25 protein-coding genes and 1 pseudogene are annotated in these 24,316 nt (G+C 71.3%); 19 read left to right on the top strand and 7 right to left on the bottom strand.

Annotated features, from left to right (window positions below; translation table 11 throughout):
• Window positions 1-17 precede the first annotated feature (17 nt).
• Window positions 18-773, top strand: a complete 756-nt coding sequence (locus tag CRYAR_RS39295; RefSeq protein WP_035858416.1) for a phosphoglyceromutase — start codon at window positions 18-20, stop codon at window positions 771-773.
• Window positions 774-776: 3 nt separating this feature from the next.
• Here CRYAR_RS39295 and CRYAR_RS39290 read toward each other — a convergent pair whose 3' ends face one another.
• Together CRYAR_RS39290 and phoU are read right to left on the bottom strand one after the other, a co-directional pair.
• Window positions 777-1,475 carry an HAD-IA family hydrolase gene (locus CRYAR_RS39290; RefSeq protein WP_051571580.1) on the bottom strand — a complete coding sequence of 233 codons (699 nt, stop codon included), beginning with the start codon at window positions 1,473-1,475 and terminating at the stop codon, window positions 777-779.
• An 18-nt stretch (window positions 1,476-1,493) separates the two neighbouring features.
• On the bottom strand, window positions 1,494-2,144 hold the full coding sequence (gene phoU / locus CRYAR_RS39285; protein WP_035858414.1) for a phosphate signaling complex protein PhoU: 651 nt from the start codon (window positions 2,142-2,144) through the stop codon (window positions 1,494-1,496).
• Window positions 2,145-2,302: 158 nt separating this feature from the next.
• Between phoU and CRYAR_RS39280 the strand changes: the two genes are divergently transcribed.
• Both CRYAR_RS39280 and CRYAR_RS39275 read left to right on the top strand, forming a co-directional pair.
• On the top strand, window positions 2,303-3,703 hold the full coding sequence (locus tag CRYAR_RS39280) for a sensor histidine kinase (RefSeq protein ID WP_084701540.1): 1,401 nt from the start codon (window positions 2,303-2,305) through the stop codon (window positions 3,701-3,703).
• On the top strand, window positions 3,700-4,380 hold the full coding sequence (locus CRYAR_RS39275; protein ID WP_035858412.1) for a response regulator transcription factor: 681 nt from the start codon (window positions 3,700-3,702) through the stop codon (window positions 4,378-4,380). Before CRYAR_RS39280 ends, CRYAR_RS39275 begins: the two co-directional genes overlap by 4 nt.
• Before the next feature lie 3 nt (window positions 4,381-4,383).
• On the opposite strand, the gene CRYAR_RS39270 is transcribed toward CRYAR_RS39275, so the two are convergent.
• The gene (locus tag CRYAR_RS39270) at window positions 4,384-4,566 is read right to left on the bottom strand and encodes a hypothetical protein (protein ID WP_035858409.1); all 183 of its coding nucleotides are present in this window, start codon (window positions 4,564-4,566) and stop codon (window positions 4,384-4,386) included.
• Between the two features lie 117 nt (window positions 4,567-4,683).
• Between CRYAR_RS39270 and CRYAR_RS39265 the strand changes: the two genes are divergently transcribed.
• Window positions 4,684-5,658: a helix-turn-helix domain-containing protein gene (locus CRYAR_RS39265; RefSeq protein ID WP_035858408.1), complete on the top strand. Its 975-nt coding sequence runs from the start codon at window positions 4,684-4,686 to the stop codon at window positions 5,656-5,658.
• Window positions 5,659-5,697: 39 nt separating this feature from the next.
• On the opposite strand, the gene CRYAR_RS39260 is transcribed toward CRYAR_RS39265, so the two are convergent.
• Window positions 5,698-6,486, bottom strand: a complete 789-nt coding sequence (locus CRYAR_RS39260) for a DUF3109 family protein (RefSeq protein ID WP_035858405.1) — start codon at window positions 6,484-6,486, stop codon at window positions 5,698-5,700.
• A 100-nt stretch (window positions 6,487-6,586) separates the two neighbouring features.
• Between CRYAR_RS39260 and CRYAR_RS39255 the strand changes: the two are divergent.
• The 9 genes and pseudogenes from CRYAR_RS39255 to CRYAR_RS39220 all read left to right on the top strand — a co-directional run.
• Window positions 6,587-7,498: pseudogene (locus CRYAR_RS39255) on the top strand (Ppx/GppA family phosphatase); the annotation flags it as partial.
• Window positions 7,499-7,621: 123 nt separating this feature from the next.
• Entirely contained in the window at window positions 7,622-8,470 is an 849-nt protein-coding gene (locus CRYAR_RS39250) for a sugar phosphate isomerase/epimerase family protein (RefSeq protein WP_035858403.1), read from the top strand.
• Between the two features lie 185 nt (window positions 8,471-8,655).
• Window positions 8,656-9,576 carry a proline dehydrogenase family protein gene (locus tag CRYAR_RS39245; protein ID WP_035858402.1) on the top strand — a complete coding sequence of 307 codons (921 nt, stop codon included), beginning with the start codon at window positions 8,656-8,658 and terminating at the stop codon, window positions 9,574-9,576.
• A 12-nt stretch (window positions 9,577-9,588) separates the two neighbouring features.
• Window positions 9,589-10,392 carry a pyrroline-5-carboxylate reductase gene (gene proC, locus CRYAR_RS39240; protein WP_035858400.1) on the top strand — a complete coding sequence of 268 codons (804 nt, stop codon included), beginning with the start codon at window positions 9,589-9,591 and terminating at the stop codon, window positions 10,390-10,392.
• Between the two features lie 294 nt (window positions 10,393-10,686).
• Window positions 10,687-10,893 carry an excisionase family DNA-binding protein gene (locus CRYAR_RS39235; protein WP_035858397.1) on the top strand — a complete coding sequence of 69 codons (207 nt, stop codon included), beginning with the start codon at window positions 10,687-10,689 and terminating at the stop codon, window positions 10,891-10,893.
• A 416-nt stretch (window positions 10,894-11,309) separates the two neighbouring features.
• A complete protein-coding gene (locus CRYAR_RS46485) occupies window positions 11,310-11,408 on the top strand; it encodes a 30S ribosomal protein bS22 (RefSeq protein WP_003948845.1) in 99 nt (32 codons plus the stop codon).
• A 20-nt stretch (window positions 11,409-11,428) separates the two neighbouring features.
• Entirely contained in the window at window positions 11,429-12,520 is a 1,092-nt protein-coding gene (locus CRYAR_RS39230) for an NAD-dependent epimerase/dehydratase family protein (protein WP_211247863.1), read from the top strand.
• Between the two features lie 155 nt (window positions 12,521-12,675).
• Complete coding sequence (locus CRYAR_RS39225) at window positions 12,676-13,785, top strand: lysophospholipid acyltransferase family protein (RefSeq protein WP_425389408.1); 1,110 nt, start codon at window positions 12,676-12,678, stop codon at window positions 13,783-13,785.
• Window positions 13,786-13,795: 10 nt separating this feature from the next.
• Window positions 13,796-13,999 (top strand): hypothetical protein, encoded by a 204-nt coding sequence (locus CRYAR_RS39220; protein ID WP_035858395.1) that lies wholly within the window; start codon window positions 13,796-13,798, stop codon window positions 13,997-13,999.
• On the opposite strand, the gene CRYAR_RS39215 is transcribed toward CRYAR_RS39220, so the two are convergent.
• The 3 genes from CRYAR_RS39215 to CRYAR_RS44285 all read right to left on the bottom strand — a co-directional run bounded on the left by CRYAR_RS39215 (window position 13,996) and on the right by CRYAR_RS44285 (window position 17,560).
• Window positions 13,996-14,877 (bottom strand): HAD family hydrolase, encoded by an 882-nt coding sequence (locus tag CRYAR_RS39215; protein ID WP_035858392.1) that lies wholly within the window; start codon window positions 14,875-14,877, stop codon window positions 13,996-13,998. The two genes, CRYAR_RS39220 and CRYAR_RS39215, sit on opposite strands and share 4 nt — an antisense overlap.
• Before the next feature lie 168 nt (window positions 14,878-15,045).
• Complete coding sequence (locus CRYAR_RS44290; protein WP_051571575.1) at window positions 15,046-16,176, bottom strand: DUF5667 domain-containing protein; 1,131 nt, start codon at window positions 16,174-16,176, stop codon at window positions 15,046-15,048.
• A gap of 250 nt (window positions 16,177-16,426) precedes the next feature.
• Window positions 16,427-17,560 (bottom strand): ECF subfamily RNA polymerase sigma factor, BldN family, encoded by a 1,134-nt coding sequence (locus tag CRYAR_RS44285; RefSeq protein WP_245620615.1) that lies wholly within the window; start codon window positions 17,558-17,560, stop codon window positions 16,427-16,429.
• 391 nt (window positions 17,561-17,951) lie between these two features.
• Between CRYAR_RS44285 and CRYAR_RS39200 the strand changes: the two genes are divergently transcribed.
• From CRYAR_RS39200 to hemB, 6 genes are all read left to right on the top strand, one after another.
• Window positions 17,952-18,200 (top strand): glutaredoxin family protein, encoded by a 249-nt coding sequence (locus tag CRYAR_RS39200; protein ID WP_035858389.1) that lies wholly within the window; start codon window positions 17,952-17,954, stop codon window positions 18,198-18,200.
• A gap of 238 nt (window positions 18,201-18,438) precedes the next feature.
• Window positions 18,439-19,170, top strand: a complete 732-nt coding sequence (locus CRYAR_RS39195) for a redox-sensing transcriptional repressor Rex (protein ID WP_051571573.1) — start codon at window positions 18,439-18,441, stop codon at window positions 19,168-19,170.
• A 43-nt stretch (window positions 19,171-19,213) separates the two neighbouring features.
• On the top strand, window positions 19,214-20,584 hold the full coding sequence (locus tag CRYAR_RS39190) for a glutamyl-tRNA reductase (protein ID WP_063725829.1): 1,371 nt from the start codon (window positions 19,214-19,216) through the stop codon (window positions 20,582-20,584).
• The gene (hemC, locus tag CRYAR_RS39185) at window positions 20,581-21,522 is read left to right on the top strand and encodes a hydroxymethylbilane synthase (RefSeq protein ID WP_035858387.1); all 942 of its coding nucleotides are present in this window, start codon (window positions 20,581-20,583) and stop codon (window positions 21,520-21,522) included. The genes CRYAR_RS39190 and hemC overlap by 4 nt, the downstream gene beginning before the upstream one ends.
• Complete coding sequence (locus CRYAR_RS39180) at window positions 21,519-23,093, top strand: bifunctional uroporphyrinogen-III C-methyltransferase/uroporphyrinogen-III synthase (protein WP_035858385.1); 1,575 nt, start codon at window positions 21,519-21,521, stop codon at window positions 23,091-23,093. Before hemC ends, CRYAR_RS39180 begins: the two co-directional genes overlap by 4 nt.
• A 106-nt stretch (window positions 23,094-23,199) precedes the next feature.
• Complete coding sequence (hemB, locus tag CRYAR_RS39175; RefSeq protein WP_084701536.1) at window positions 23,200-24,258, top strand: porphobilinogen synthase; 1,059 nt, start codon at window positions 23,200-23,202, stop codon at window positions 24,256-24,258.
• Window positions 24,259-24,316 lie beyond the last annotated feature (58 nt).

Raw genomic sequence — 24,316 nt, 5'->3', positions numbered from 1 at the left:
CTGGCAGGCTGTGGGGTATGAGTGCAGCGATCGGAACCCTGGTTTTGCTCCGCCACGGCGAGAGCGAGTGGAACGCGAAGAACCTGTTCACCGGGTGGGTCGACGTCGACCTCACGGCTAAGGGCGAGGACGAGGCGCGCCGGGGCGGTGAGCTACTGAAGGAGGCCGGGCTGCAGCCCGACGTGCTGCACACGTCGTTGCTGCGCCGGGCCATCCGGACGTCGACGATCGCGCTGGACGCCCTCGACCGCCTGTGGATCCCGGTGACACGCAGCTGGCGGCTGAACGAGCGGCACTACGGCGCTCTGCAGGGCAAGAACAAGAAGCAGACGCTCGAGGAGTTCGGCGAGGAGCAGTTCATGCTCTGGCGTCGCTCCTACGACACGCCGCCCCCGCCGCTGGACCGGGACGACGAGTGGTCCCAGTTCGACCACCCGCAGTACGCGGCGCTGCCGCCGGAGCTCCGGCCGCAGACCGAGTGCCTCAAGGACGTGCTCGAGCGCGCGCTGCCGTACTGGTACGACTCGATCGTCCCCGACCTGCGGGCCGGCAAGACCGTACTGGTCGCCGCGCACGGCAACTCGCTGCGCGCGTTCGTGAAGCACCTCGACGGCGTCAGCGACGAGGCGATCGCCGGGCTGAACATCCCCACCGGCATCCCGCTGCGCTACGACCTCGACGCCGAGTTCAAGCCCACCAACCCGGGCGGTACCTACCTCGACCCGGACGCGGCCGAGGCCGCCGTCGCCGCGGTCGCCAACCAGGGCCGCTAGGGCTCAGTTCGCGGCGGTCAGCACGGCGCTGTCGTCGCGGGCGGGCGCGGTGAAGACCACCGCGGTGAGGTCCGCCACCACCACGTCCGCCTCGCTGAGGTCCTCGGCGGGGTGGGACGTGGTGAGGGCCACCACCGGGCAGCCCGCGTCGCGTCCGGACCGGATCCCGGCCGGTGCGTCCTCGAACACGACGACCGCACCGCCGACGCCGAGCCGCTCCATCCCCAGCAGGTAGGGCTCCGGGGAGGGTTTGCCGGCCTGGACGTCTTCGGCCGTCACCAGCACCTCCGGTGTCGGCAACCCGGCCGCAGCCAGCCGGGCGGTGGCGACCGCGCGCATGCCGCTGGTGACGATCCCCCACGGCACCACACCGTCGACGGCGTCGATGAGCCGCTGCGCGCCGGCGACCGCCGTCACCCCGGCGATGTCGCTGGCCTCCAGGGCCGTGAGGCGCGCGGCGGCGTCGGCGACCTGCTCGGCGGGGAGCATGTCGCGGATGTGGTCCTCGGCCCGTTTCCCGTGGAACTGCTGGGGGAGCGCCGACGCCGGTAGCCCGTACCAGCCGAGAAACGTGACCCACTGACGCTCCACGACCGCGGTGGAGTCGACAAGCGTGCCGTCGAGGTCGAAGAGGATCCCGGCGAGCGTCGTCGACCAGGTCTCCGGTTGAGCCAGGCGGTTCAGGGGAGTGCGTGCGGCCATCACGACCGCAATTCTTCCTCAGGCGCTGGCCGGCAGCACACCCGTCACCAGTTGCACCATGCGCCTGGCCAGCGAGACCGAGTGGTCGCCGTAGCGCTCGTAAAAGCGCCCGAGAAGGGTCACATCGATCGCCGCTTCCATGCCGTGAGCCCAGTTGTCGTCCAAAACCCGGGCAAACAGCTCGCGGTGCAGCTCGTCCATGCGGTCGTCGTCCTTGACGATTTCGGCCGCGAGTGACACATCTCGCTCCACTAAAACGTCACGCGTTTTGACGACCAGCTTGTCGGCCACCGCCGCCGCCTCGGCGAAGATCGGTTTCAGCTCGTCGGGGACGGCGCAGTCCGGGTACCGCATGCGCGCGATCGTCGCGACGTGCCGGGCCAGGTCGCCCATCCGCTCCAGCGACGAGACCATCCGCAGGCCGCCGATGATCGTACGGAGGTCGACCGCGACCGGTTGCTGGCGCGCGAGCAGATCCATCGAGCGTTCTTCCAGCTCACGGTGGAGGGCGTCGATCTGGGCGTCGCCCGAGATCACCGCCTCGGCGAGCCGGAGGTCCGACGTCAGCAGCGCGGTGGTGGCCGAATCCATCGCCACTCGCGCGAGGTCGGTCATCCGGACGAGGATCTCGTTGACCTTCGAGAGCTCGCCGTGGAACGAATCGCGCATGCGTCCTGACGTTAGTAGTTCGGGCGCCCGCGAGGCTTTCCGTTCCGGTGTCGATCCACCAAAGGTTGGGCGGCTAACGGGTGAACAGCAGCCGCAGATTTCGGTCAGCAGGTCACGTTAGGGTCACCGCGGACTTCACGCCTCTTACGATCGAAGTCGTGGATCTCGTAACGGCGCTGCTGGTAGGCGTCCCCGCTGTGCTGCTCGGTGCAGCGGTGGGGTACGCGGTGTTCGCCCTCCAGCGGCGTCCGCCGCGGCCGGAGGCGACGCCGTCCCCCACCGTCAGCCTCGACCTCGATCTGGCCCGGCGGAGCCTCGACGGGCTGGGAATCGGCGTAGTTGTTCTAGATCCCCGCGATGATGTCGTGCTCGCGAACCCTGCGGCACGTAGGCTAGGGGTTGTCCGGGACGGTCGGATCGGACATTCGGTGCTTCGCGCCTTCAGCCGGCAAGTTCGGCAGATCGGCGAGGTGCGGGAAACCGAGATTGAGCTGCCGCGCGGGCGCGGCCTGGAACCGTTGGGGGTTCGGGTCCGGGCCGCCCCGCTCGGCGTCAGCGGCCACGCCGTGATGCAGGTGGAAGACGTCACCGAGGCGCACCGGCTGGCCAACGTCCGCCGTGATTTCGTCGCCAACGTCAGCCACGAGCTCAAAACGCCGGTGGGGGCGCTGTCGCTGCTCTCCGAGGCGCTGCAGGACGCCGTCGACGATCCGGTCGCCGTCCAGCGGTTCGCCAAGCGGATGCGGCACGAATCGGGTCGGCTCGGCCGTCTGGTGCAGGAGCTGATCGAGCTCTCCCGGCTGCAGGGCGCCGACCCGCTGCCCGAGCCGGTCGTCGTGCCGGTCGACCGGGTGGTGTCCGAGGTCGTCGACCGTACGAAGACCGTCGCCGAGGGCAAGACGATCACCGTCGTGTCCGGGGGCGAACGCGGCCTGGTCGTCGAAGGCAACGAGAGCCAGCTGGTCACCGCGATCGCCAACCTGGTCGAGAACGCGGTCACCTACAGCCCGGAGCGCACCAGGGTCGCGATCGGCACCCGGCGCCGTGGGCACCTGATCGAGATCTCGGTGTCCGACCAGGGCATGGGGATCGCCGAACCCGACCTCGACCGGATCTTCGAGCGCTTCTACCGCGCCGATCCGGCCCGCTCCCGCGAGACCGGCGGAACCGGCCTGGGGCTGGCGATCGTCAAGCACATCGCCACCAACCACGGTGGCAGCGTCGACGTCTGGAGCGTCGAGGGCTCCGGGTCGACGTTCACGCTGCGCCTGCCCGACCCGGGCTGCGATTCCCCGGGCTTCGAGGACTTCGACGCGCTCGAGGACCTCGACGGTCTGACCGACCCGAACGCCGCGCCGGACCCCGCCGCGCCGCGCCGCCCGCCCGAGGCGGGCCGCCGCGCCGGCGAGTTAGACCCGGCCGCGCCGCTCGCGGCCGATGAGCCCGCCGCCGAAGACCACGCCGCCGCGGACGCCCCGCCGTCGGCGCTGACCCGGAACGCCGGGGGCGCCACGCCCCCGGCCCACAGCCCCACAGCAAGTACGAGAGGTGAAGCGTGACCCGAGTTCTGGTGGTCGAAGACGAGGAGTCGTTCTCCGACGCCTTGTCCTACATGCTCCGCAAGGAGGGTTTCGAGGTCGGGCTCGCCGCCACCGGCCCGGACGCGCTGACCGAGTTCGACCGGGCCGGTGCCGACATCGTCCTGCTCGACGTCATGCTGCCGGGCTTGTCGGGCACCGAGGTGTGCCGGACGCTCCGCGCCCGCTCGACCGTGCCGATCATCATGGTCACCGCCCGCGACGGTGAGATCGACAAGGTCGTCGGGCTGGAGATCGGTGCCGACGACTACGTGACCAAGCCGTACTCCCCGCGGGAGCTCGTCGCCCGGATCCGGGCGGTGCTGCGCCGTCGCACGGAGCCCGAGGAGCTCTCGCCGGCGACGCTCGAGGCGGGCCCGGTGCGGATGGACGTCGACCGGCACACGGTCACCGTCGGCGGAGCCAACATCGCGCTGCCGCTCAAGGAGTTCGAGTTGCTCGAGATGTTGCTCCGCAACGCCGGTCGGGTGCTGACCCGCGGCCAGCTGATCGACCGGATCTGGGGTGCGGACTACGTCGGCGACACGAAGACGCTCGACGTCCACGTGAAGCGCCTGCGGGCGAAGATCGAACCGTCGCCGAGCACCCCGCAGTACCTCGTCACGGTCCGCGGTCTCGGCTACAAGTTCGAGGCCTGATTCTCACGCTGCGGCTCCCGTGAGGACGGGGGTCGCGGCGCTGCGGCCGGTGGTCACGGTGACGATCCCGCCGCACCAGCACTCCACCTCCAGCTCGATGCCGTGGTCGGTGTTGCGGTAGTTGCGGATGTCGTCGGTGCTGGCCAGGGTGCGTGCGCCGTGGTGGTGGCAGTCGATTGCGAACATGCGAAAAGCGTCTCGCCGACGGCACCTCGGGCGTGAGTGGCAAACGGGACCACCATGCCAAGAAAACTGCCAATGACAGGGTTCCTCTGAGCGCAAGAAAGCTGCCATGATGGCGGCATGATCGTCACCGGCGTCACCCCGCGCATGATCGGCGCGCTGACCTTCGGCATCGTCACCGAGGTCTTCGGCTACGACCGAACCGACATCGGCCTTCCCGAGTTCGACTTCGCGATCGTCCCCGCCGAGGAGGGGCCGATCCGCACCCGGTACGGCGCCACCATCCAGCTCGACGGTGACTTCAGCCGCATCGACGTGTCCGACCTCGTGCTCGTGATGCCCTGGGAGGATTTCACCCAGCCGCCGGCCGAGTACCTGGACGCACTGCGCCGCGCCTACGCCCGCGGCGCCACGCTGATGGGCTTCTGCTCCGGCACCTTCGTGCTGGCCGCGGCCGGCCTGCTCGAGGGACGCAAGGCGACGACGCACTGGCAGAACTGCGAGTTCATCTCCCGGGCGTTCCCCGGCGTCACGATGGACGCGGACGTGCTCTACGTCGACGAGGGGCGGGTGCTCACCGGCGCCGGTAGCGCCGCCGGGCTCGACCTCTGCCTGCACTGGGTGCGCCGGGAGTACGGCGCGCGGGTGGCGAACGCGTTGGCGCGGTCGGTGGTGATCCCGCCGCACCGTGACGGTGGGCAGGCCCAGTACATCGTCTCGCCGCTGCCGGAGGCCGGTGACTCCGACCGGCTGGTCGAGGTGCTCGCCTGGATGCGGTCGAACCTGCACGAGTCGCTCACCGTCGAGGTGCTGGCGGCGAAGGCACTGATGAGCCCGCGCAGCTTCGCGCGTCACTTCCGGGCCGCCACCGGCACCACGCCACGGGCCTGGCTGCTCGCGCAGCGGCTGCATCGGGCCGAGGAGCTGCTCGAGGGCGGCGACCTGCCGGTGGAGGAGGTCGCGAAGCGGGTCGGCTTCGGCACCGCGGCCGCACTCCGCGACCAGTTCGTCCGCCGCCGCGGCGTACCGCCCCGCGACTACCGCCGCGCGTTCCGCGCCGCCTCGGAGGAGTGCCCGGACGAAGGCGCCGCCTAGCAGTCGCATAGTGGCTCGAACGTGGAGCGGGCGCCGCCCTCAGGCGCCGGCGGCGCGGGTGGCTTCTACGGTGGCGGGGTGCGGCGCGATCAGGCCGCGGGCGGCGCGGGCGTCGCACAGCCGGGCCAGCTCGGTGTAGGCGCTCTCGCCGATCAGCGCGATCAACTCGGGCGCGTACGTCCGGTAGAGCGGCTCCGCGCCGACGTGCGCCTCGGGCGCGGACGTGCACCACCAGTGCAGATCGTGCCCGCCCTCACCCCACCCGCGTCGATCGAACTCCCCGAGCGTGTCGACGAGCACCTGGCTGCCGTCGGTGCGCGTCACCCACTCCTGCTCCCGGCGCACCGGCAGTTGCCAGCAGACGTCGGGCTTGGTCTCCAGCGGGTGACGCCCTTCCCGCAGCGCGAGCGCGTGCAGCGCGCACCCGGCGCCGCCCGGGAACCCCTCGCGGTTGTGGAACAGGCACGCGCCGTCCACCACCGCGGTGCGCAGCCGGTCGTCCTCGTCGCCGACCGAGTCCCGCTCGGTCCAGTGTTTCGGCGCGCTCTTGCGGTAGAACTGCCAGTCCGCCGGGGTCAACCGCTTCACGTACGACGCGACGCGCGCGACGTCGTCGTCATCGGTGAAGAACGCCCCGTGGCTGCAGCAGCCGGTCTCCGCCCTGCCCTCCACCACCCCGTGGCAGCCGGCGCCGTAGATGCACGTCCAGTCGGAGAGCAGCCAGGTCAGGTCGGCCTTGATCACGTGCTCCGGGTCGGCCGGATCGGTGATTTCCAGCCACTCCCGCGGGAAGTCGAGCCCGACCTCCGCGTCGCGCGGCCGGGGCATCGGGAGTGCCACCGTATGAGTCACGCCGCCAGCCTACGACCCTGGTGAACAGTGGGTGACGAGGTCGGAGTCGACACGAATCAGGGCGTACCGTTCGAGTATGCGGTTGGGGGTTTTGGACGTCGGGTCGAACACCGTTCATCTACTGGTGGTCGACGCCCGCCGAGGCGGGCATCCCACCCCGGCCTACTCCGAGAAGTCGGTGCTGCGGCTGGCCGAGGCGGTGAACAACAGCGGCAAGCTCTCCGACAAAGGCGCCAACGCTCTGCTCGACGCCGTGGTCTCGGCCAAGGACGCCGCCCTCCGGCTCGACGTCGATCACCTGCTCGCGTTCGCCACGTCGGCCATCCGCGAAGCGCGCAACGGCGAGAAGGTACTGGAGAAGGTGCGGAAGGAGACCGGCGTCGGTCTGTCCGTGCTCTCCGGCGAGGACGAGGCGCGGCTGACGTTCCTCGCCGTCCGGCGCTGGTTCGGCTGGTCGGCCGGGCGGTTGCTGTGCCTCGACATCGGGGGCGGCTCGCTGGAGATCGCGGTGGGCATCGACGAGAGCCCGGAGCTGGCGCTGTCGGTGCCGCTGGGAGCCGGTCGGCTGACCCGGGAGTGGCTGTCCGACGATCCGCCGAAACGCAAGCAGGTCACCGAGCTGCGTGACTACGCCGACAGCGTGCTCGACGGCGTGGCCGACGGCGTGGAGCGGGCCGGGGAGATCGACCGGGCGGTGGCCACGTCCAAGACGTTCCGGACGCTGGCCCGCCTCTCCGGGGCCGCGCCGTCCGCGGCCGGGTCGCGGGTCCGCCGCACGTTGACGATCGACGGCCTGCGTCAGATCACCGAGTTCATCTCCCGGATCCCGGCCACCGACCTCGCCGAGCTCGAAGGGGTCAGCGCCGGCCGCGCGCACCAGTTGCTCGCCGGTGCCGTGGTGGCCGAGGCGACGATGCGCCGGCTCGGGCTGATCGAGGTCGAGATCTGTCCCTGGGCGTTGCGCGAAGGCGTGATCCTGCAACGTCTCGACTGGCTCGACTCCGGGATCCAGGACCCGTCGCTTCCGGAGGTCCTACCTGATCAGGAGGCCGCCAACGCCTGAGCGGCACGGGGCGGTCGGTCGTCGTGACCGGGGGCTACTCTGGATGGAGTGACCAGGGAAGGCGACACACCGCAGACGGTTCGGGTCCCGGCCGCGAAAGTCGGGCTCTCCACGGCCTCGGTGTACCCAGAGACTGCCCCGGCGGCGTTCGAGCTCGCTGCCGCGCTGGGCTATGACGGTGTCGAAGTCATGGTCTGGAACGATCCGATCAGCCAGGACGTGGACGCCCTCCGCGATCTGCAGCAGAAGTACGGCATGCCGGTGCTCTCGGTCCACGCACCCTGCCTCATCATCACCCAGCGCGTCTGGAGCCCTGACCCGTGGGAACGGCTCCGGCGGTCCCGGGAGGCCGCCGAGAGGCTGGGCGCGGACACCGTCGTCGTCCACCCGCCGTTCCGCTGGCAGCGCGAGTACGCGCGCACGTTCGTCGACGGCATCGCGAAGCTGGGTGACGACACCGCGGTGAAGTTCGCGGTCGAGAACATGTTCCCGCTGCGCGCGCGGGGCCGGGCGTTCATCCCGTACGCGCCGCACTGGGATCCGACGTCGGGGGACTACCGGCACTTCACGCTGGACACGTCGCACACCGCGGTCGCCCGCACCGACGCGCTGGCCCTGCTCGACCGGATGGGCGATCGGCTCGCGCACCTGCACCTCGCCGACGGCAGCGGGTTGTTCAAGGACGAGCACATGGTGCCGGGCCGGGGCGACCAGCCGTGCGCGGTGGTGCTCGAGCGCTTGGCCGCCCGGGGCTTCGACGGCTCGGTGGTGGTCGAGGTGACGACCCGGGGCCTCGACCGGGAGGGCCGGGAGGCCGACCTGGCCGAGTCGCTGGCGTTCGCGCGGCTCCATCTGGCCGCGCCGGCCGCGCCCGCTGCCCATCTCGGGGCGGTTTGAGTCAGCGCGTCTCACATATTGCGACAATGAACCCCGATCGGATGCGAGTGACGTAGGACGCTCGTACTCTTTTCGGGGAGCCTCACCAAGGCGCCCCCAACCTCGCCTCCGGACCGGGACAACCCGCCCGTCCGGGGGCGTTGGTCTTTCCGTGCCCCACGGCGGGCCCACGTTAGGCTCCAGCCATGCTTCGAACGGCGATTCTCGCGGCGGCCCGCACCCCGGCCCTCGAACGCCTGCTCACCAACGCGTCGGTGGCCCGGAACCTGGTGGCGAGGTACGTCGCGGGTGATGAAGTCGCCGATGCGGTCCGGGTCAGCCGGGACCTGATCGCCGACGGGTTGGCCGTCACGCTCGACCACCTCGGTGAGGACGTCGAGCACGAGGCCGCGGCCGCGGAGACGACGGCCGCGTACTGCGCGCTGCTCGACGCGCTCGCCGCGGCCGGGCTCGCGCCGCCGGCCGAGGTCAGCGTGAAGCTGTCCGCGGTGGGCCAGCGTCTCGACCCGCAGCTGGCGACCGAGAACGCCAGGAAGATCTGCCAGTCGGCCGCGGCGGTGGGCACCACCGTGACGCTCGACATGGAGGACCACACCACCACCGACCACACGCTGGACACGCTGGCCTCGCTGCGCCGCGACTACCCCGACACCGGCGCCGTCCTCCAGGCCTACCTGCGGCGCACCGAGACCGACTGCCGGGACCTGGCGCACGCGGGCTCGCGGGTGCGGCTGTGCAAGGGCGCGTACGCCGAGCCGGAGTCGGTCGGATTCGAGACCGCGCTCGACGTCGATCGGTCGTACGTCCGGTGCCTGAACGTCCTGATGGCCGGGGACGGCTACCCGATGCTGGCCACGCACGACCCCCGCCTGGTCGCGATCGGCGAGGAGCGGGCGCGCTGGTACGACCGCACGCCCGACACGTTCGAGTTCCAGATGCTGCACGGGGTGCGGCCCGACGAGCAGCGTCGCCTGGCGCAGGCCGGTTACACGGTTCGCATCTACCTGCCGTACGGGCGCGACTGGTACCCGTACCTGATGCGCCGCCTGGCCGAGCGCCCGGCCTACCTGGCGCTCTTCGCCCGGTCGTTGGTCTCTTCCCGCTGAAAGGCAGTACCCGTGAATTCATTGGCGATCTTTGGCGCCGGCAAGCTGGGCGAAGCGCTGCTCTCCGGTCTCCGGCGGGCCGGGCGCACCCCGGACGAGATCGTCATCGTCGAGCGGTACGAGGAACGGGCGGCGTTCCTGCTCGAGAAGTACCAGGTGCGTGCGGTGACGCCGGCCGAGGCCGTGGCGCACGCGGGCACGCTCATCGTTGCGGTCAAGCCGCAGGACGTCGGGGTGCTGCTGGATTCGCTGGCACCGCTGGTGACCCCCGACCACCTGGTGGTGTCGGTGGCCGCGGGTATCCCGACGCAGTACTACGAGGCCCGGCTGGCCGACGGAGTCCCGGTCATCCGGGTCATGCCGAACACTCCGGCGCTCGTCGACGAGGCGATGAGCGTCGTCTCGGGTGGCGCGCACGCCGAGGAGAAGCACCTGGCCGCGGCCGAGGCGCTGCTGCAGCCGGTCGGGAAGGTGCGCAGGCTGCCGGAGTCGCAACAGGACGCGGTCACCGCGCTCTCCGGGTCGGGGCCGGCGTACTTCTTCTTCCTCGTCGAGGCGATGATCGACGCCGGGATCCTGCTCGGCATCCCGCGTGACGTCGCGGCCGACCTGATCGTCCAGAGTGCACTCGGCGCCGCGAAGATGCTCAGCGAGGCCGGAACACATCCGGTGCAGTTGCGCGAAGCCGTTACGTCGCCGGGTGGAACGACGATCGCGGCGATCCGCGAACTGGAGCGCCACGGTGTGCGCGCGGCGCTGCTCGACGCGATCGAAGCCGCCCGCGATCGGTCGGTCGAACTTGGACAGCTGTACTGACGCCAACCCGTTTCTGGTGGGGTTCGCGGGGGCGCTGGGGTCCGATTGGCGGGCGCCGTGTGCAAATGGTGGGACGGATTGAGCTGCCCGGGACGTGACAAAACATGAATCGCGTCGGTCTAAAGTGGGGCATACTCGGGCGAATGACTGTCCAATGTTGCGATCAGCATGGACAGAGTTGCTGAGAGTGTCGCTCGCTCCCACTTGCACCGTTACTCTACTAAGAGCACGTGCGTGACCACCGTGCCGGAGGGGAAGCCGGCACCCGATACGTGCCCGGGTGAGGTGGGTCGTATGGCAGTAGCAGGACCGTCCAATCTGTCCGACGTCAGGTTTCTCACCGTCGCTGAGGTGGCGACGTTGATGCGAGTCTCGAAGATGACCGTGTACCGGCTCGTGCATTCCGGCGAGCTGAACGCAGTACGGGTCGGGCGCTCGTTCCGTGTGCCCGAGCGTGCTGTTCACGAGTATCTTCGCGACGCGTTCACCGACACCGCCTAGAGACGGCTTCAGCCCGGAGAGGGGCACGCAGCGGCCGGGGAGTCCGTTGCTTCCTCCGCTCCGGGTAGAGGACCTGACCTGACCGGGTGAGGTGCACCACCAGTGGTGGTGCGCACCACCCACGAGAAGAGCCGTGGCGTACGAGGGACCCCCTTTCCCTCAACCGCCCGGCTTTTTTCGTTTTTCCGGTGGGCGGCCCGCCCAGGACGACGCTGCCAGGCGAGCGCGGACCCTTGAGTACGCACCTGTACGCGGCGGATCCGCGCTCGACTGGCAGCGCCGCCCTGGGCGGGCTCCAGGTTCAAGCGCTCGCGCCTGGCGGCGCTCGACAAGCCAGCCCGGGCGGGCCTGGTGCTGCGGGTCGGGATAGGGTGGGGGTCCGTCTTACTGTCGTCGTCGTGAACTGAGGAAGTCGTATGGGTTCGGTCATCAAGAAGCGCCGCAAGCGGATGGCGAAGAAGAAGCACCGCAAGCTCCTGAAGCGGACCCGCGTCCAGCGTCGCAACAAGAAGTAGGCCGCACCCGGGGAGGCAGCATGCCGGTCGAGGAAAAATCGCCGGGGCTGCCCCGGGTTGTCCTGGTCACCGGCGTGAGCCGGTACTTCGGGAGTCGGCTGGCCGCTCGTCTCGCGGCCGACCCGGGTATCGAACGGGTACTCGGGGTCGACACGGTGGCGCCCGATGCGGACACCGCCGAGCGGATCGGCCGCACGGAATTCGTGCGAGCCGACATCCGTAACCCGTTGATCGCGAAAGTCATCGCGGACGCCGGTGTCGACACCGTCGTCCATATGAGCGTGCTCGCGACCCCGGCCGGCCTGGGCGGTCGGGCGTCGATGAAAGAGCTGAACGTCATCGGCTCGATGCAGCTGCTCGCCGCGTGCCAGAAGGCCCCGACGGTCCGCAAGCTGGTCGTGCGCTCGTCCACGGCGGTCTACGGGGCCTCTCCGCGTGACCCGGCGGTGTTCACCGAGAGCATCCAGGCCAAGCAGAGCCCGCCGAGCGGGTACGCGAAGGACGCCACCGAGGTCGAGGGCTACGTCCGCGGCTTCGCCCGGCGTCGCCCCGACGTCATCGTCACCACGCTGCGGCTGGCGAACATGCTCAGCCCGCGGATCGACACGCCGCTGGCGCGCTACTTCGCGCTGCCGGTGGTGCCCACCGTGCTGGGCTTCGACGCCCGCCTGCAGTTCCTGCACGTCGAGGACGGCCTGGACGCGCTGTACGCGGCCGTGAGCGAGGACCATCCGGGCACGTTCAACGTCGCCGGTCCGGGGTCGCTGCTGCTCTCGCAGGCGATCCGCCGGGCCGGGCGGGTGCCGGTGCCCGTGCCGTCGATCACCGCCCCCTACCTGGGCCTGGTCGTGCGTCAGGCCGGTTCGATCGACTTCTCGCCCGAGCAGATCCGTCTGCTCACCTACGGGCGGGTCGTGGACATCACCCGGTTGCGGCAGGAGTTCGGCCTGACCCCCGCCTACACCACCGAGGGCGCGTTCGACGACTTCGTCCGGGGCAGTGATCTGGCCTCCGTGCTGTCGGCCGACAACCTCGACGCGGTCGAGCGCGCGATCAGGACGCGCTGGTCGGCGGCCCGGCGCCTGGTCGAGTCGGTTCGCGCGTCCCGGTAGATAGACCCCCGCTCGGCAAGGAGTGCCGCAACATGCCCGACGCGCAGATCATCCCCTTCGACGGCGGCAACAAGGCTGAGCCCGTGGTCACCACGGACCAGGGCGTGACCGCCAACGCGGAGGCCGGCACCGCCCGCGAGTCGGCGGACGAGACGGTGACCGTGGAGGTCACCCCGGCCGACGCGGCCACCACGGCTCCGGCGAAGAAGACCCCAGCGAAGAAGACCCCGGCGAAGAAGGTCGCGGCCAAGAAGGTCGCGAAGAAAGCCGTGAAGAAGGCTGCGAACGCACCTGCGGAGAAGCCCGCGGCGCCCGGGAAGCTCCGCGGCCCCGCCGCGGCTCGCTCGGCCGCGGCTCGCTCGGCCGCGGCTCGCCCGGCGTCGGCCGAGGCAGTGGGAAAGAGCGCGGCCGACGGCGGTGGCGCGGAGGACGTGTGGGACCGGCGGGTGGCCGGGGCGCTCGCGTTCTTCCGGCGCCGGCTGACCGGCGAGTACGAGACCGACGAGTTCGGGTACGACCCGGAGTTCTCCGAGTCCGTGCTCGCCCCGGCGCTCCGCCCGCTGTACGAGAAGTGGTTCCGGGTGGAGATCTCCGGGCTCGAGCACGTCAGCGACACCGGCGGAGCGCTCGTGGTCGCGAACCACTCCGGCACGATCCCGGTGGACGCGACGATGCTCCAGCTCGGGTTGCTCGACCACCACCCGGCCCAGCGCAAACTGCGGCTGCTCGCCGCCGATCTGGTCTTCCAGATGCCGTTCGTGGGGGAGCTGGCGCGCAAATCCGGCAGCACGCTGGCCTGCCAGCCCGACGCCGAGCGGCTGCTGTCGTCGGGTGAGCTCGTGGGGGTGTTCCCGGAAGGCTTCAAGGGCGTCGGGAAGCCGTTCAGCGAGCGGTACAAGCTGCAGCGGTTCGGGCGTGGCGGGTTCGTGTCGGCCGCGCTCGCGACGAAGGCGCCGATCATCCCGTGCGCGATCGTCGGTGCCGAGGAGATCTACCCGAAGATCGGGGACGCGAAGGTCATCGCGCGGATGTTCGGGCTGCCGTACTTCCCGCTCACGCCGACGTTCCCGTGGCTCGGGCCGTTGGGCGCGGTGCCGCTGCCGTCGAAGTGGTACATCGAGTTCGGCGAGCCGATCGAGACGTCGGACCTGGCCGCGGGGGCGGACGACCCGATGCAGGTGTTCAACCTGACCGATCAGGTCCGCGAGCGAATCCAGCAGATGCTGTACCAGTTGCTGATGCGTCGGCCGTCGGTCTTTGGGTAACCGGACCGGCATGAGTGAGAACACGAACGTGACCGAGGAAGAGCGTCGCCAGGCCATGGCAACCTATTCGGGCGACGGTCAGGGCGACGACGCGACCGGCGGCGACGCGCTGGCCGAGGTCTGGCAGGCCCGGGGCGCCGACCGACCCGAGGGAGCCCCGGCCGACGAGCGTCCCACGCCCGACACCGGCGACCAGGGCCCGACCGGCCTCTAGGCGATCTTGCGGCGGACCGCCAGGGTGCCCGCCACGCCGCCGGCGATCACGCCGGCGGCGGCCACGGCGGGCGCACCGACCTTGGCGGCCTTGCGCGCCGTGCGGTAGTCGCGCACCTGCCAGCCGCGCTCACGCGCCTCGCGCCGGAGCGCCGAGTCGGGGTTGATCGCGACCCCGGTACCGACGGTGCTGAGCATCGGGACGTCGTTCACCGAGTCGCTGTAAGCGGTGCAGCGGGGCAGCTCGAGGCCCTCGCGGCGAGCCAGCGACAGCACGGCCTCGGCCTTCGCCGGGCCGTGCAGCGGCTCACCGACCAGCCGGCCGGTGTACTTGCCGTCGACGACCTCGGAGACGGTGCCCAGCGCCCCGGTGAGCCCGAGCCGGTGCGCGATGATGTTCGCCAGCTCGACCGGCGTGGCGGTGACCAGCCAGACCCGCTGACCGGCGTCCAGGTGCATCTGGGCGAGCGCACGCGTGCCCGACCAGATCCGCTTGGCCATCACCTCGTCGTAGATCTCCTCCGCGTGGCCGACGATCTCGTCGACCTCCCGGCCGGCGACGAACGAGAGGGCGGCCTGGCGCGCGGTCACCATGTTGGCCGCGTCCTCGACCCCGGACATCCGGAACTTCACCTGCTGGAAGGCGAACCCGAGCAGATCCCGGCTGCTGAAGTACTTGCGTGCGGCCATGCCGCGGGCGAAGTGGTAGATCGACGCACCCGCGATCATCGTGTTGTCCACGTCGAAGAACGCGGCGGCGCTCAGATCGGGTGTGACTTCCGTCGGAGCTTCGACCTCCGCGGCAGCTGCGCTCGCCGCACCGGCCACCACGGCGAGAGCGTCCTGGCGGTCGCGGCCGCGTCGGGTGAGCGTGATCACTCGCTACCTCCACTGACGTGCAGAAACGCGCTTGTTCGACCCCGGGGCGCGCGCGAACGGGGCAGCCGACCCCAGTGTAGAGGCGGCGTCGTACCCCGCTCTGTGCCGACCGGGGCAACAGAACGTGAGGCGTGTACGCCCACTGCGTGAACGCCCGGGGCGAACCGGCTAGTCCGTGGCTTCGCTCACGAAGGGGCTGACGACGACGCTGCCGAAGGTGTCGTCCGCGGACCCGACGAGTGGAGTGATCGGCGAGCCCGACATCGGCGTCGGGACCGTGGTGCCGGACTGCGGAACCATCCGCTGACCCGCGCTGGTGGGGTCGAAGTCCTCGTCGGAGTCGGATGGCCGGCGAACGGTGCTGCTGGGTGAGCCCGCGGTGGTGCCCGCGGCGCTGCCGGTCGGGGTGGCGGCGGTGGGTGCTTCCGACGTCCGCTTTGAGCTGTCGGAGCGCGGCCGGGTCGGCCACGGCGTCGTCGGCTCGTCCGAGGGCGTCGTCGTCTCCTCGGCCGGCGGATCGGGACACTCCCGCGCGACCGGGCCGAGCGCGTCACCGGGGTAGGGCTCGGCGCAGCGCAGGACGCCACGCAGGTCGGTCGAGCGTTTGCCGACCTGGTCGACGAGCGCGAGCGAGGTCCGGATGCGCTGCAGGGCCAGCGGCGGCGTACCGGCGGTACCGGCCAGCGCGCTGAGCTCGCGGTGCTGGGCGCGCGCGAAGTCGTCGACGAGGTCGAGCGGCGCGGGGTGGTGCTGGGTGGCGGCGGCGGTGCCCAGGTCTTTCATGCCGAGCCTGGTGTCGCTGTCCATGTCGTTGAGCAGCAGGTCGAGCTGGCGCTGGTCACGGGTGGCGGCCGCGGCCTCGGCGAGGCGGTTGCGCGCGAACTCGAGGTGGAGCTGGCCGCGAGCGACGGCCGAGCGGGCCAACGTGAGCTGAGCGGTCTCCCGGCTCCGTTTGACGCCGTAGAGCGCGTCACCGGGGTTGGCGGCCGAGCTGGCGAACCCGACCCCGGAGAGCGCGACCAGCCCGGCGAGCGTGCCGCTGATTACCGTCACGCGGCGCGGAACCCGGCGGCGGGCGCCGGGGAACGGATGGAGCAGGGCGGGCTCGGCGTCGACCGGCGGAGGCGGGCGGAAGCCCGGTTCGGCGTTGATGCCGTGGACGGACGCCACGGCGATCAGCCGCTGGCGCAGCCGGTCGCGGAACTCCTCGTCCGGCCGCACCTGGGAGCCTGCGCTCGAGAGCCGCTCGGCCAGCCGCACGAGGTCGGTGACGTCCTCGGCGGCGCGGTGAGCCCCCACTGAGTGCGCAGGCGCCGCGTGCTGACCGGTATGTCGCGAGCGCCCGGGGTGGTCGATCGCCCGAGCGCCTCGGCGCGTCGACGTCCGAGCGTTGAAGTCCCGCGCCCGACGGCGTTCCGCTGGGCTCAACATCACCGTGGGCACCTCCTCTCCGCCCCCCACGAACCGGCATCACCGGACCGAGGAACCGATCGCCTCGGCACCCCGGATAACGCGGCGCGCCGTCCGCGGGTTACGGGGGCGACGGGGGTCACGGCGTGAATCCCTCCGGGAGCAGGCGGCCGAGCGTTCTCACCGCCCGGTACTGGAGTGCCTTGATGGCGCCGTCGTTCTTGCCCATGATCTGGGCGGTCTCGGTGACCGAGAGCCCTTGGAGGAAACGCAAGGTGATGCACTCCTGCTGTTCGGGGTTGAGGCGGCGGACGGCGTCGAGCAGCGTGGCGTTGTCGAGCCGGGTGAGCACCTCGGCTTCCGGGCGGCCCTCGGGCCCCGGGGCCTCGTCGTCGGCCTCGAGCATGTCCGCCGTGGTGACTTCCAGGCGGGCGCGCGCGGACTTGTAGTGGTCGGCGATCAGATTGCGGGCGATGGTGACCAGCCAGGCGCCCAGATCGCGTCCCTGCCAGGTGACGCTGCCGATGCGCCGCAGCGCGCGCAGCCAGACCTCACTGGTCAGGTCCTCGGCCACGGTGCGGGAACCGATCCGGTACGAGATGTACCGGTAGACCGTGTCGAAGTACCTGTCGTAGATCCGGGCGAACGCCTGGGGGTCACCGGCCTGCGCCTGCCGCACCAGCTCCCAGACGTCCTCGCCGTCGAGGTCGGGTGCGGTGACCGGGGCCTGGCCGCGGCCGGTGCTACGGGTCGGGCGGGGGACGTGATTGCGCTGCTCGGGATCCTCCGGGCCCGGCCCGGTACCGATGGCGACGCCACCCGTGGTCTCCGCGTCGACCGGCCGGCGGGGAGCCGGGTTGCGCAGCGCACGCGAGCTCGGCCGGCCCGGCCGGGTGGGGCGCGGGTCGGCGCGGTGCGGCTCGGCGCCGGGCACGTCGGGTTCCGCGCCCGGCTGGGCCGGGAGCGTCGGTGCGGTGCCGGTGCCGGTGCCGCTCGCCGGGAGCGCGGGTAGCGGCAGCGCGGCGGTCGGCGTGCTGTCGGCATCGCCGTCCGCACGCGGAACCGACATGGCACCGCGAGCCCACGGGATCCGTGCGCCCTCCCGCCGGCCGGTGAAGCAGCGTAGGCCGGGCGCGAGCCCGGACAAGCCGGCCCGGCTGGCCAGCGTGGTGCGGTTGCGCAGGTCGACCAGCGCTTTCCGCAGGTCGGATAGGTCGAGGTCCAGCTCGATGCCCCCCGGCAACGCGCCGTACCCCACCGTCCCGCCGATCATGACCGTCCCCCCAAATGGCCCGCCGCGATCGTCGGAGAAGCCGCGAGCAACGGCTTCGGTTGAGCGGTTGGACGGTGTCCGGGCGGACCGATTACTGAATGTACGTATCTAGTAACGGAGAGATCATACTTTCCCCCAGGCTCTCGCCGCGTTGGGGACGCACACACCACGACATTTCTTCCATTCCGGCCCCCTTGTCGTGCACTGCGGCACATCCTGGCACTGCCGCACCACTCAGAGTTGCAAAAAGTAGTGACCGCCCCCGTACTGGGGACAGCGGCGCGCCAACATGCCCGTGATTGGCCCCCGAACGTCCCTCGGAACGCATCGGACTCAGCCATCCCTCTCGTGACGGACAAGCGTCGGACTCCGGGGGTGGCAAACTTTTGTCATGGCCGCCTCCGATCACGCCGTGACATTGCTGACGCGCGTCGGCTGTCATCTCTGCGACGACGCCAAGGACGTGATGGCGCGAATCGCCGCGGACACCGGCGTCGCCTGGAACGAGGTGGACGTCGACGCGGACCCGGAGCTGGCCTACGAGTACGGCGACCGGGTGCCGGTCGTTCTGCTCGACGGCAAGGAGCACGGGTTCTGGCGGGTGGAGGAATCGCGGCTGCGGCGCGACCTCGCGCGCTGAATCGAGATGACCGGCAGGTTAACGGGCGGGTTGTGACGGGAAGAACACCAACGGTATTTGTGTCGCTCGTCACCGAGCCCCTGGCCTGCGGTGTCGACTTTGTGCAAGCGTTCACAAGCGGCTACGGTGAACGTCGAGCGCTGAACGCCACTGGACAGGGCCCTAGGGGTTTTCCCGGTACCCGGCGGGGCGAGACAGCGCGACCATTCAGTCGGCGTCCGCACCGTCGAGGAGACCGATGTCGTCCGGAAATCGTCCGCGCATCCGCGCCGCGGGGAGACCCCGCGGTGTGCCCGAAGCGACGGTCGCCCGGCTACCGGTCTACTTGCGCGCGCTGCACGCCCTCGCCGACGCCGGTCACGACACGGTGTCCTCCGAGGAACTCGCGGTGGCGGCCGGCGTCAACTCGGCCAAGCTGCGCAAGGACCTCTCCCACCTCGGCTCGTACGGCACGCGCGGGGTCGGGTACGAGGTCGCGCTCCTCGTCGACCAGATCTCCCGGGCGCTCGGTCTCACCCAGCGCTGGGCCGTGGTACTCGTCGGCGTCGGAAATCTCGGTCACGCGCTCGCCGGTTATGCCGGCTTCGCGTCCCGCGGGTTCCGGATCGCCGCCCTCTTCGACGCCGACGCCGAGCGCGTCGGCGAGCGCATCGCGGGCCAGGACATCCGGCACATCGACGACCTCGACCGGGTCGTCGCCGAGGAGCAGGTGTCCATCGGGGTGATCTCCACGCCGGCCGACGCGGCTCAGGAAGTGGCCGATCGGCTGGTCGAGGCCGGGGTCACGAGCATCCTCAACTTCGCCCCGTGCGTCCTGCAGGTTCCGGACGGTGTCGACGTCCGCAAGGTCGATCTCGCGCTGGAACTGCAGATCCTCTCGTTCCACGAGCAGCGGAAGGCCGACAGCGCCGGAACGGTTACCCCACTGCCGGCTTCACACGTCGACGCCCGGGAGGTCGTCGGCCAGTGAACGGGTATCGAACCGGGAGCACCGAGCGGAGCGTGCACCAGGCATGAGCGTCGTCGTCGTCGGTCTGAACCACCGCACCGCACCCGTCCGCCTGCTGGAGCGGGCGTCGGTGCCGTCGCCCCAGCTCGGTGGTGTGCTCGCCGAGCTCATCGGCGGCGCCAACGTGGCCGAGGCCGTCCTCCTCTCCACCTGCAACCGGGTGGAGGTGTACGCCGCGGTCAACACGTTCCACGGCGCGCTCCACGAGATCGGTCAGGTGCTCTCCAACCGCACCGGCGTCCACATCGCCGAGTTGGCCGACCACCTCTACGTCCACTACTCCGACGCCGCCGTCCGCCACGTCTTCTCGGTCGTCTCCGGGCTCGATTCGCTCGTGGTCGGCGAGCCGCAGATCCTCGGCCAGCTCCGCGACGCGTACAACGCCGCCGACGGCCACGGTGCCCCCGGCCGGGTGCTGCACGAGGTGATGCAGCAGGCGCTGCGGGTCGGCAAGCGCGTCCACACCGACACCGACATCGATCACGCCGGGCAGTCGGTCGTCACCGCCGCGCTGCGGCTGGGCGCCGAGCGGGTGGGCCCGTTGGCCGGGCGCCGCGCGCTCGTCGTCGGCGCCGGTTCGCTGGGGGCGCTGGCCGCCGCGACGCTGCAGCGTGAGGGCGTCGGGCAGATCACGGTGCTCAACCGCACGGCCGACACCGCGCACCGCGTCGCCGCCGGTGTGGGTGGACGGGGCGGCGACCTGACCGGCCTGCGCGACGCGCTCGCCGAGGCCGACGTCATCGTCAGCGCCACCGGCTCCACCGAACCCGTGCTCACCTACCAGGACGTGTCCGCGGCCATGACGGTCCGCGGCCCGTCGGCGCCCGACCTGGTCGTCCTCGACCTGGCGGTACCCCGCGACACCGAGCGGGCGGTCGACATGCTGCCGGGCGTCGTCGTGCTCGACATCGAGGCGCTCACCGTCGCGCTGGCCGACGCGCCGGCCTCGGCCTCGGTCGATCAGGCGAAGGCGATCATCGAGTCCGAGGTGCAGGCGTTCGCGGCCTGGCAGCGGGCCGGGGAGGTCGCTCCCACCGTGGTCGCGCTGCGTGCCCGCGCCGACCAAGTCGTCGCCGGCGAGCTCGACCGGCTGCACAGCCGGCTGCCGAACCTGGACGAGGCCTCCCGCCGCGAGGTGGAGAAGACCGTCCGCCGGGTCGTGTCGACGCTGCTCCACACGCCCACCGTGCGGATGAAAGAGCTGGCCACGGCCCCTGGCGGCGACCGCTACGCTGCGGCGGTCCGCGAACTGTTCCTGCTCGACGGCCACGCGCGGCCGGCCGCCGCGGTGACGGTCGACCCGGCGGGGCCGGACGGGAACCCCTGGGTGCTGAGTAACGAGAGCGGTACGGCCGAGAGCGAGGCACAACGATGAGCAGGGCGCTGCGCCTGGGTACGCGGGCTTCGAAGCTCGCGCTGGCCCAGTCGGGCGACGTCGCCGAGGCGATCACGGAGGCCACCGGCCGCGCCGTCGAGCTGGTGCACATCAGCACCGAGGGTGACCGCGACCGGACGACGCCGCTGACCCAGATCGGCGGCACCGGCGTGTTCGTGTCCGCGCTGCGTGACGCGCTGCTCGCCGGTCAGATCGACATCGCGGTGCACTCCTACAAAGACCTGCCGACCGCGCCCGCCAACGGCCTGACGATCGCCGCGGTGCCGGTGCGTGCCGACAGCCGGGACGCGCTGATCGCCCGCGACGGCCTGACGCTGGACAAGCTGCCGGCCGGCGCCCGCATCGGCACCGGCGCGCCGCGCCGCATCGCGCAGATCCTCGCCGCCCGGCCCGACGTGGAGTGCGTGCCGATCCGCGGCAACGTCGACACCCGTCTGGGCAAGGTCATCAGCGGCGAGCTGGACGCGGTCGTGCTGGCCGTGGCCGGTCTGGCCCGGCTCGGGCGCGCCGACGAGATCACCGAGGCGCTCGATCCGGCCGTGCTCGTGCCCGCGCCGGCCCAGGGCGCGCTGGCCATCGAGTGCCGCTCCGACGACGTCGATTTGGTCGAACTGCTCGGCGCACTCGAAGATGCACATGCCCGTGCCGAGGTGATCGCCGAGCGTTCGCTGCTCGCGACACTCGAAGCCGGGTGCAGCGCACCGGTCGCGGCCTGGGCCACGGCCACCACCACTGAGCTCACGTTGCGGGCGCGGGTCGCGTCGCTGGACGGCACGAAGGTGCTGACCGACGCACGGACGATCTCCGTCTCCCGCCCGCATGACGATTTGCACACCGACGCCGAAGCGGTCGGCCGGCAGCTCGCTGTCGACCTCCTCGCTGCCGGCGCCGACACCCTAATGGGGAGAACCGCATGACCCGTCGCTCCACGACTGGCCGGATCACGTTCGTCGGGGCTGGCCCCGGCGACCCGGGGCTGCTCACCCGGCGTGCGCTCGATGCCGTCGCCGACGCCGACCACATCCTGCACGACCGGTCGCTCCCGGCGACCCTGCTGGCCGCGGTGATCGCCGGTGCGCCGGCCGAGGTCGAGGTCAGCGTCGCCGAGGGTGCTGCCGGCGACGTCGCCAAGGTGCTGCTGTCCGGAGCCCGCTCCGGTCGCACGGTCGCCCGTCTGGTCGCCGGCGACCCGCTGACCGCGGAGTCGATCGTCCGCGAGGTGCAGGCCGTGGCCCGCACGTCGGTGCCGTTCGAGGTCGTGCCAGGCGTTCCGCTCGCGGAGGGCGTCACCGGTTACGCCGGCGCGCCGGCCGGTGGCCTGCGGACGACGGTGGAGGTCCGGGACGTCACCGCGCTCGACTTCGACGCGATGGTCGCGGTCCCCGGAACGCTGACGCTCACGATGGACGCGGGTGACCTGCCCGCCGTCCGTGACGGGCTGCTCGCGGCCGGCATGAGCGGCCAGGCCACCGTGCTGGTGACCGGCGACGGCACCACCGACACCCAGTCCACGTCGGTCTCGACGCTGGACGGCATCGTCGACGCCGCGATCGGCCTCTACGGCACGCTCGTCGTCTCGATCGGGGCCGGGGTGGGCCTGCGCGACAAGCTCTCCTGGTGGGAGTCGCGTCCGCTCTACGGCTGGAAGGTCCTGGTGCCCCGCACCAAGGAGCAGGCCGGCGCGATGAGCGCGCAGCTGCGCGGCTGGGGTGCCATCCCCGAGGAGGTGCCGACGATCGCCGTCGAGCCGCCCCGGACCCCCGCCCAGATGGAGCGGGCGATCAAGGGCCTGGTCACCGGCCGCTACGAGTGGGTCATCTTCACCTCCACCAACGCGGTGAAGGCGGTCTGGGAGAAGTTCGCCGAGTTCGGTCTCGACGCCCGCGCGTTCGCCGGCGTCAAGATCGCCTGCGTCGGCGACGCCACCGCGAAGGCCGTGGAGGCGTTCGGCGTCAAGGCCGAGCTGCTGCCGACCGGTGAGCAGTCGAGCGACGGCCTGCTGGCCGACTTCCCGCCGTACGACGAGGTGCTCGACCCGATCGACCGGATCCTGCTGCCGCGCGCCGACATCGCCACCGAGACGCTTGCGGCCGGCCTGATCGAGCGTGGGTGGGAGGTCGACGACGTCACCGCCTACCGCACCGTCCGGGCTGCTCCGCCGCCCGCGCCGATCCGCGACGCGATCAAGTCCGGCGGGTTCGACGCGGTGCTGTTCACGTCGTCCTCCACCGTGCGGAACCTGGTCGGCATCGCCGGCAAGCCGCACGCGCGGACGGTCGTGGCCTGCATCGGGCCGAAGACCGCCGACACCGCGCGCGAGCTCGGCCTGCGCGTCGACGTCCAGCCGGAGACCGCGAACGTGCCGTCGCTGGTGGAGTCGCTGGCCGAGTACGCGCTCGAGCTCCGGGAGAAGCTGGCGGCGCTGCCGACCAAGCCCCGGCGGGGCGCGAAGGCGCAGGGCCCGACGGCCGGACGGCTCGCACGGTAAGGATTTACCGGTTCAGGTGACGCACCGAACGTCAACTGAACCAGCGAACGCAGGGCCGCGTCCGGCACAGTAGTAGGGCAGGACGCGGCCGGAGAGGGAGATACGGATGAGCGGGACGTTGCGGCGAGCCACGGCCGGTGCGCCGTCACTCGAGAAGCTCTGCCCCGGCCTCTCGCCGGGCAGCGGCGGCGGTGGCGGCGGCTTCCCGAGCGTGCGTCCGCGGCGGCTCCGGCAGAGCCAGGCCATGCGTCGCCTGGTCTCCGAGGTGCGGCTGCACCCCGCCGACATGGTGCTCCCGCTGTTCGTGAAGCAAGACATCCCCGAGGCGCGCCCGATCCGCTCGATGCCGGGCGTCTTCCAGCACTCCCGTGATTCGCTGCGCCGGGCCGCGCACGAGGCGGTCTCGGCCGGCGTCGGTGGGCTGATGCTGTTCGGTGTGCCGTCCGAGCGCGACCACTGCGGCACCACCGACGCGGTGCTCAACGAGTCGATCGCCGACGTGATCGCCGAGGTCGGGAAAGACATGGTCGTGATGAGCGACCTGTGCCTCGACGAGTTCACCGACCACGGCCACTGCGGCATCCTGGCCGCGGACGGCTCCGTCGACAACGACGCCACGCTGCTGCGTTACGCCGAGATGGCGGTCGCCCAGGCCGACGCCGGAGCACACGTGCTCGGGCTGTCCGGGATGATGGACGGCCAGGTCGGGGTCGTTCGGGCGGCGCTGGACGCGGCCGGGCACACGAACGCCGTGATCCTCGCCTACGCGGCGAAGTACGCGTCGGGCTTCTACGGCCCGTTCCGGGAGGCGGTGGAGTCCCAGCTCGAGGGCGACCGTCGCACCTACCAGCAGGACCCGGCGAACGCGGCCGAGGCGCTGCGTGAGGTGGCGCTGGACGTCGCCGAGGGCGCGGACATCATCATGGTGAAGCCCGCGCTGCCCTACCTCGACGTACTGCGTCAGGTCGCGGACGCGGTGGACGTGCCGGTGGCGGCCTACCAGGTGTCCGGTGAGTACGCGATGGTCGAGGCCGCGGCGGCCAACGGCTGGATCAACCGCGAGCAGGTCATGATGGAGACGCTCATCGGCGCCCGCCGAGCCGGCGCCGACTTCGTCCTCACCTACTGGGCCACCGAGGCCGCCGGGTTGTGCGCGGCCCGCTGAGAACGACGCTGCCGAGCGGGCGGCCGGACTTGAGTATCAGTTATACGCGGCGTCCTGC

This window comes from Cryptosporangium arvum DSM 44712, from assembly GCF_000585375.1.
Taxonomy (GTDB): Bacteria; Actinomycetota; Actinomycetes; order Mycobacteriales; family Cryptosporangiaceae; genus Cryptosporangium; species Cryptosporangium arvum.
This window is presented reverse-complemented; position numbering and strand designations above follow the sequence as displayed.

What these genes read in the sequence shown, in the direction of transcription:
- CRYAR_RS39295 (WP_035858416.1), top strand. Translation starts at nt 18, where the DNA reads ATGAGTGCAGCGATCGGAACCCTGGTTTTGCTCCGCCACGGCGAGAGC.
- CRYAR_RS39290 (WP_051571580.1), bottom strand. Translation starts at nt 1,475, where the DNA reads ATGGCCGCACGCACTCCCCTGAACCGCCTGGCTCAACCGGAGACCTGG.
- phoU (WP_035858414.1), bottom strand. Translation starts at nt 2,144, where the DNA reads ATGCGCGATTCGTTCCACGGCGAGCTCTCGAAGGTCAACGAGATCCTC.
- CRYAR_RS39270 (WP_035858409.1), bottom strand. Translation starts at nt 4,566, where the DNA reads ATGTTCGCAATCGACTGCCACCACCACGGCGCACGCACCCTGGCCAGC.
- CRYAR_RS39265 (WP_035858408.1), top strand. Translation starts at nt 4,684, where the DNA reads ATGATCGTCACCGGCGTCACCCCGCGCATGATCGGCGCGCTGACCTTC.
- CRYAR_RS39260 (WP_035858405.1), bottom strand. Translation starts at nt 6,486, where the DNA reads ATGCCCCGGCCGCGCGACGCGGAGGTCGGGCTCGACTTCCCGCGGGAG.
- CRYAR_RS39245 (WP_035858402.1), top strand. Translation starts at nt 8,656, where the DNA reads ATGCTTCGAACGGCGATTCTCGCGGCGGCCCGCACCCCGGCCCTCGAA.
- CRYAR_RS39235 (WP_035858397.1), top strand. Translation starts at nt 10,687, where the DNA reads ATGGCAGTAGCAGGACCGTCCAATCTGTCCGACGTCAGGTTTCTCACC.
- CRYAR_RS46485 (WP_003948845.1), top strand. Translation starts at nt 11,310, where the DNA reads ATGGGTTCGGTCATCAAGAAGCGCCGCAAGCGGATGGCGAAGAAGAAG.
- CRYAR_RS39230 (WP_211247863.1), top strand. Translation starts at nt 11,429, where the DNA reads ATGCCGGTCGAGGAAAAATCGCCGGGGCTGCCCCGGGTTGTCCTGGTC.
- CRYAR_RS39220 (WP_035858395.1), top strand. Translation starts at nt 13,796, where the DNA reads ATGAGTGAGAACACGAACGTGACCGAGGAAGAGCGTCGCCAGGCCATG.
- CRYAR_RS44285 (WP_245620615.1), bottom strand. Translation starts at nt 17,560, where the DNA reads ATGATCGGCGGGACGGTGGGGTACGGCGCGTTGCCGGGGGGCATCGAG.
- CRYAR_RS39200 (WP_035858389.1), top strand. Translation starts at nt 17,952, where the DNA reads ATGGCCGCCTCCGATCACGCCGTGACATTGCTGACGCGCGTCGGCTGT.
- CRYAR_RS39195 (WP_051571573.1), top strand. Translation starts at nt 18,439, where the DNA reads ATGTCGTCCGGAAATCGTCCGCGCATCCGCGCCGCGGGGAGACCCCGC.
- CRYAR_RS39190 (WP_063725829.1), top strand. Translation starts at nt 19,214, where the DNA reads ATGAGCGTCGTCGTCGTCGGTCTGAACCACCGCACCGCACCCGTCCGC.
- hemC (WP_035858387.1), top strand. Translation starts at nt 20,581, where the DNA reads ATGAGCAGGGCGCTGCGCCTGGGTACGCGGGCTTCGAAGCTCGCGCTG.
- CRYAR_RS39180 (WP_035858385.1), top strand. Translation starts at nt 21,519, where the DNA reads ATGACCCGTCGCTCCACGACTGGCCGGATCACGTTCGTCGGGGCTGGC.
- hemB (WP_084701536.1), top strand. Translation starts at nt 23,200, where the DNA reads ATGAGCGGGACGTTGCGGCGAGCCACGGCCGGTGCGCCGTCACTCGAG.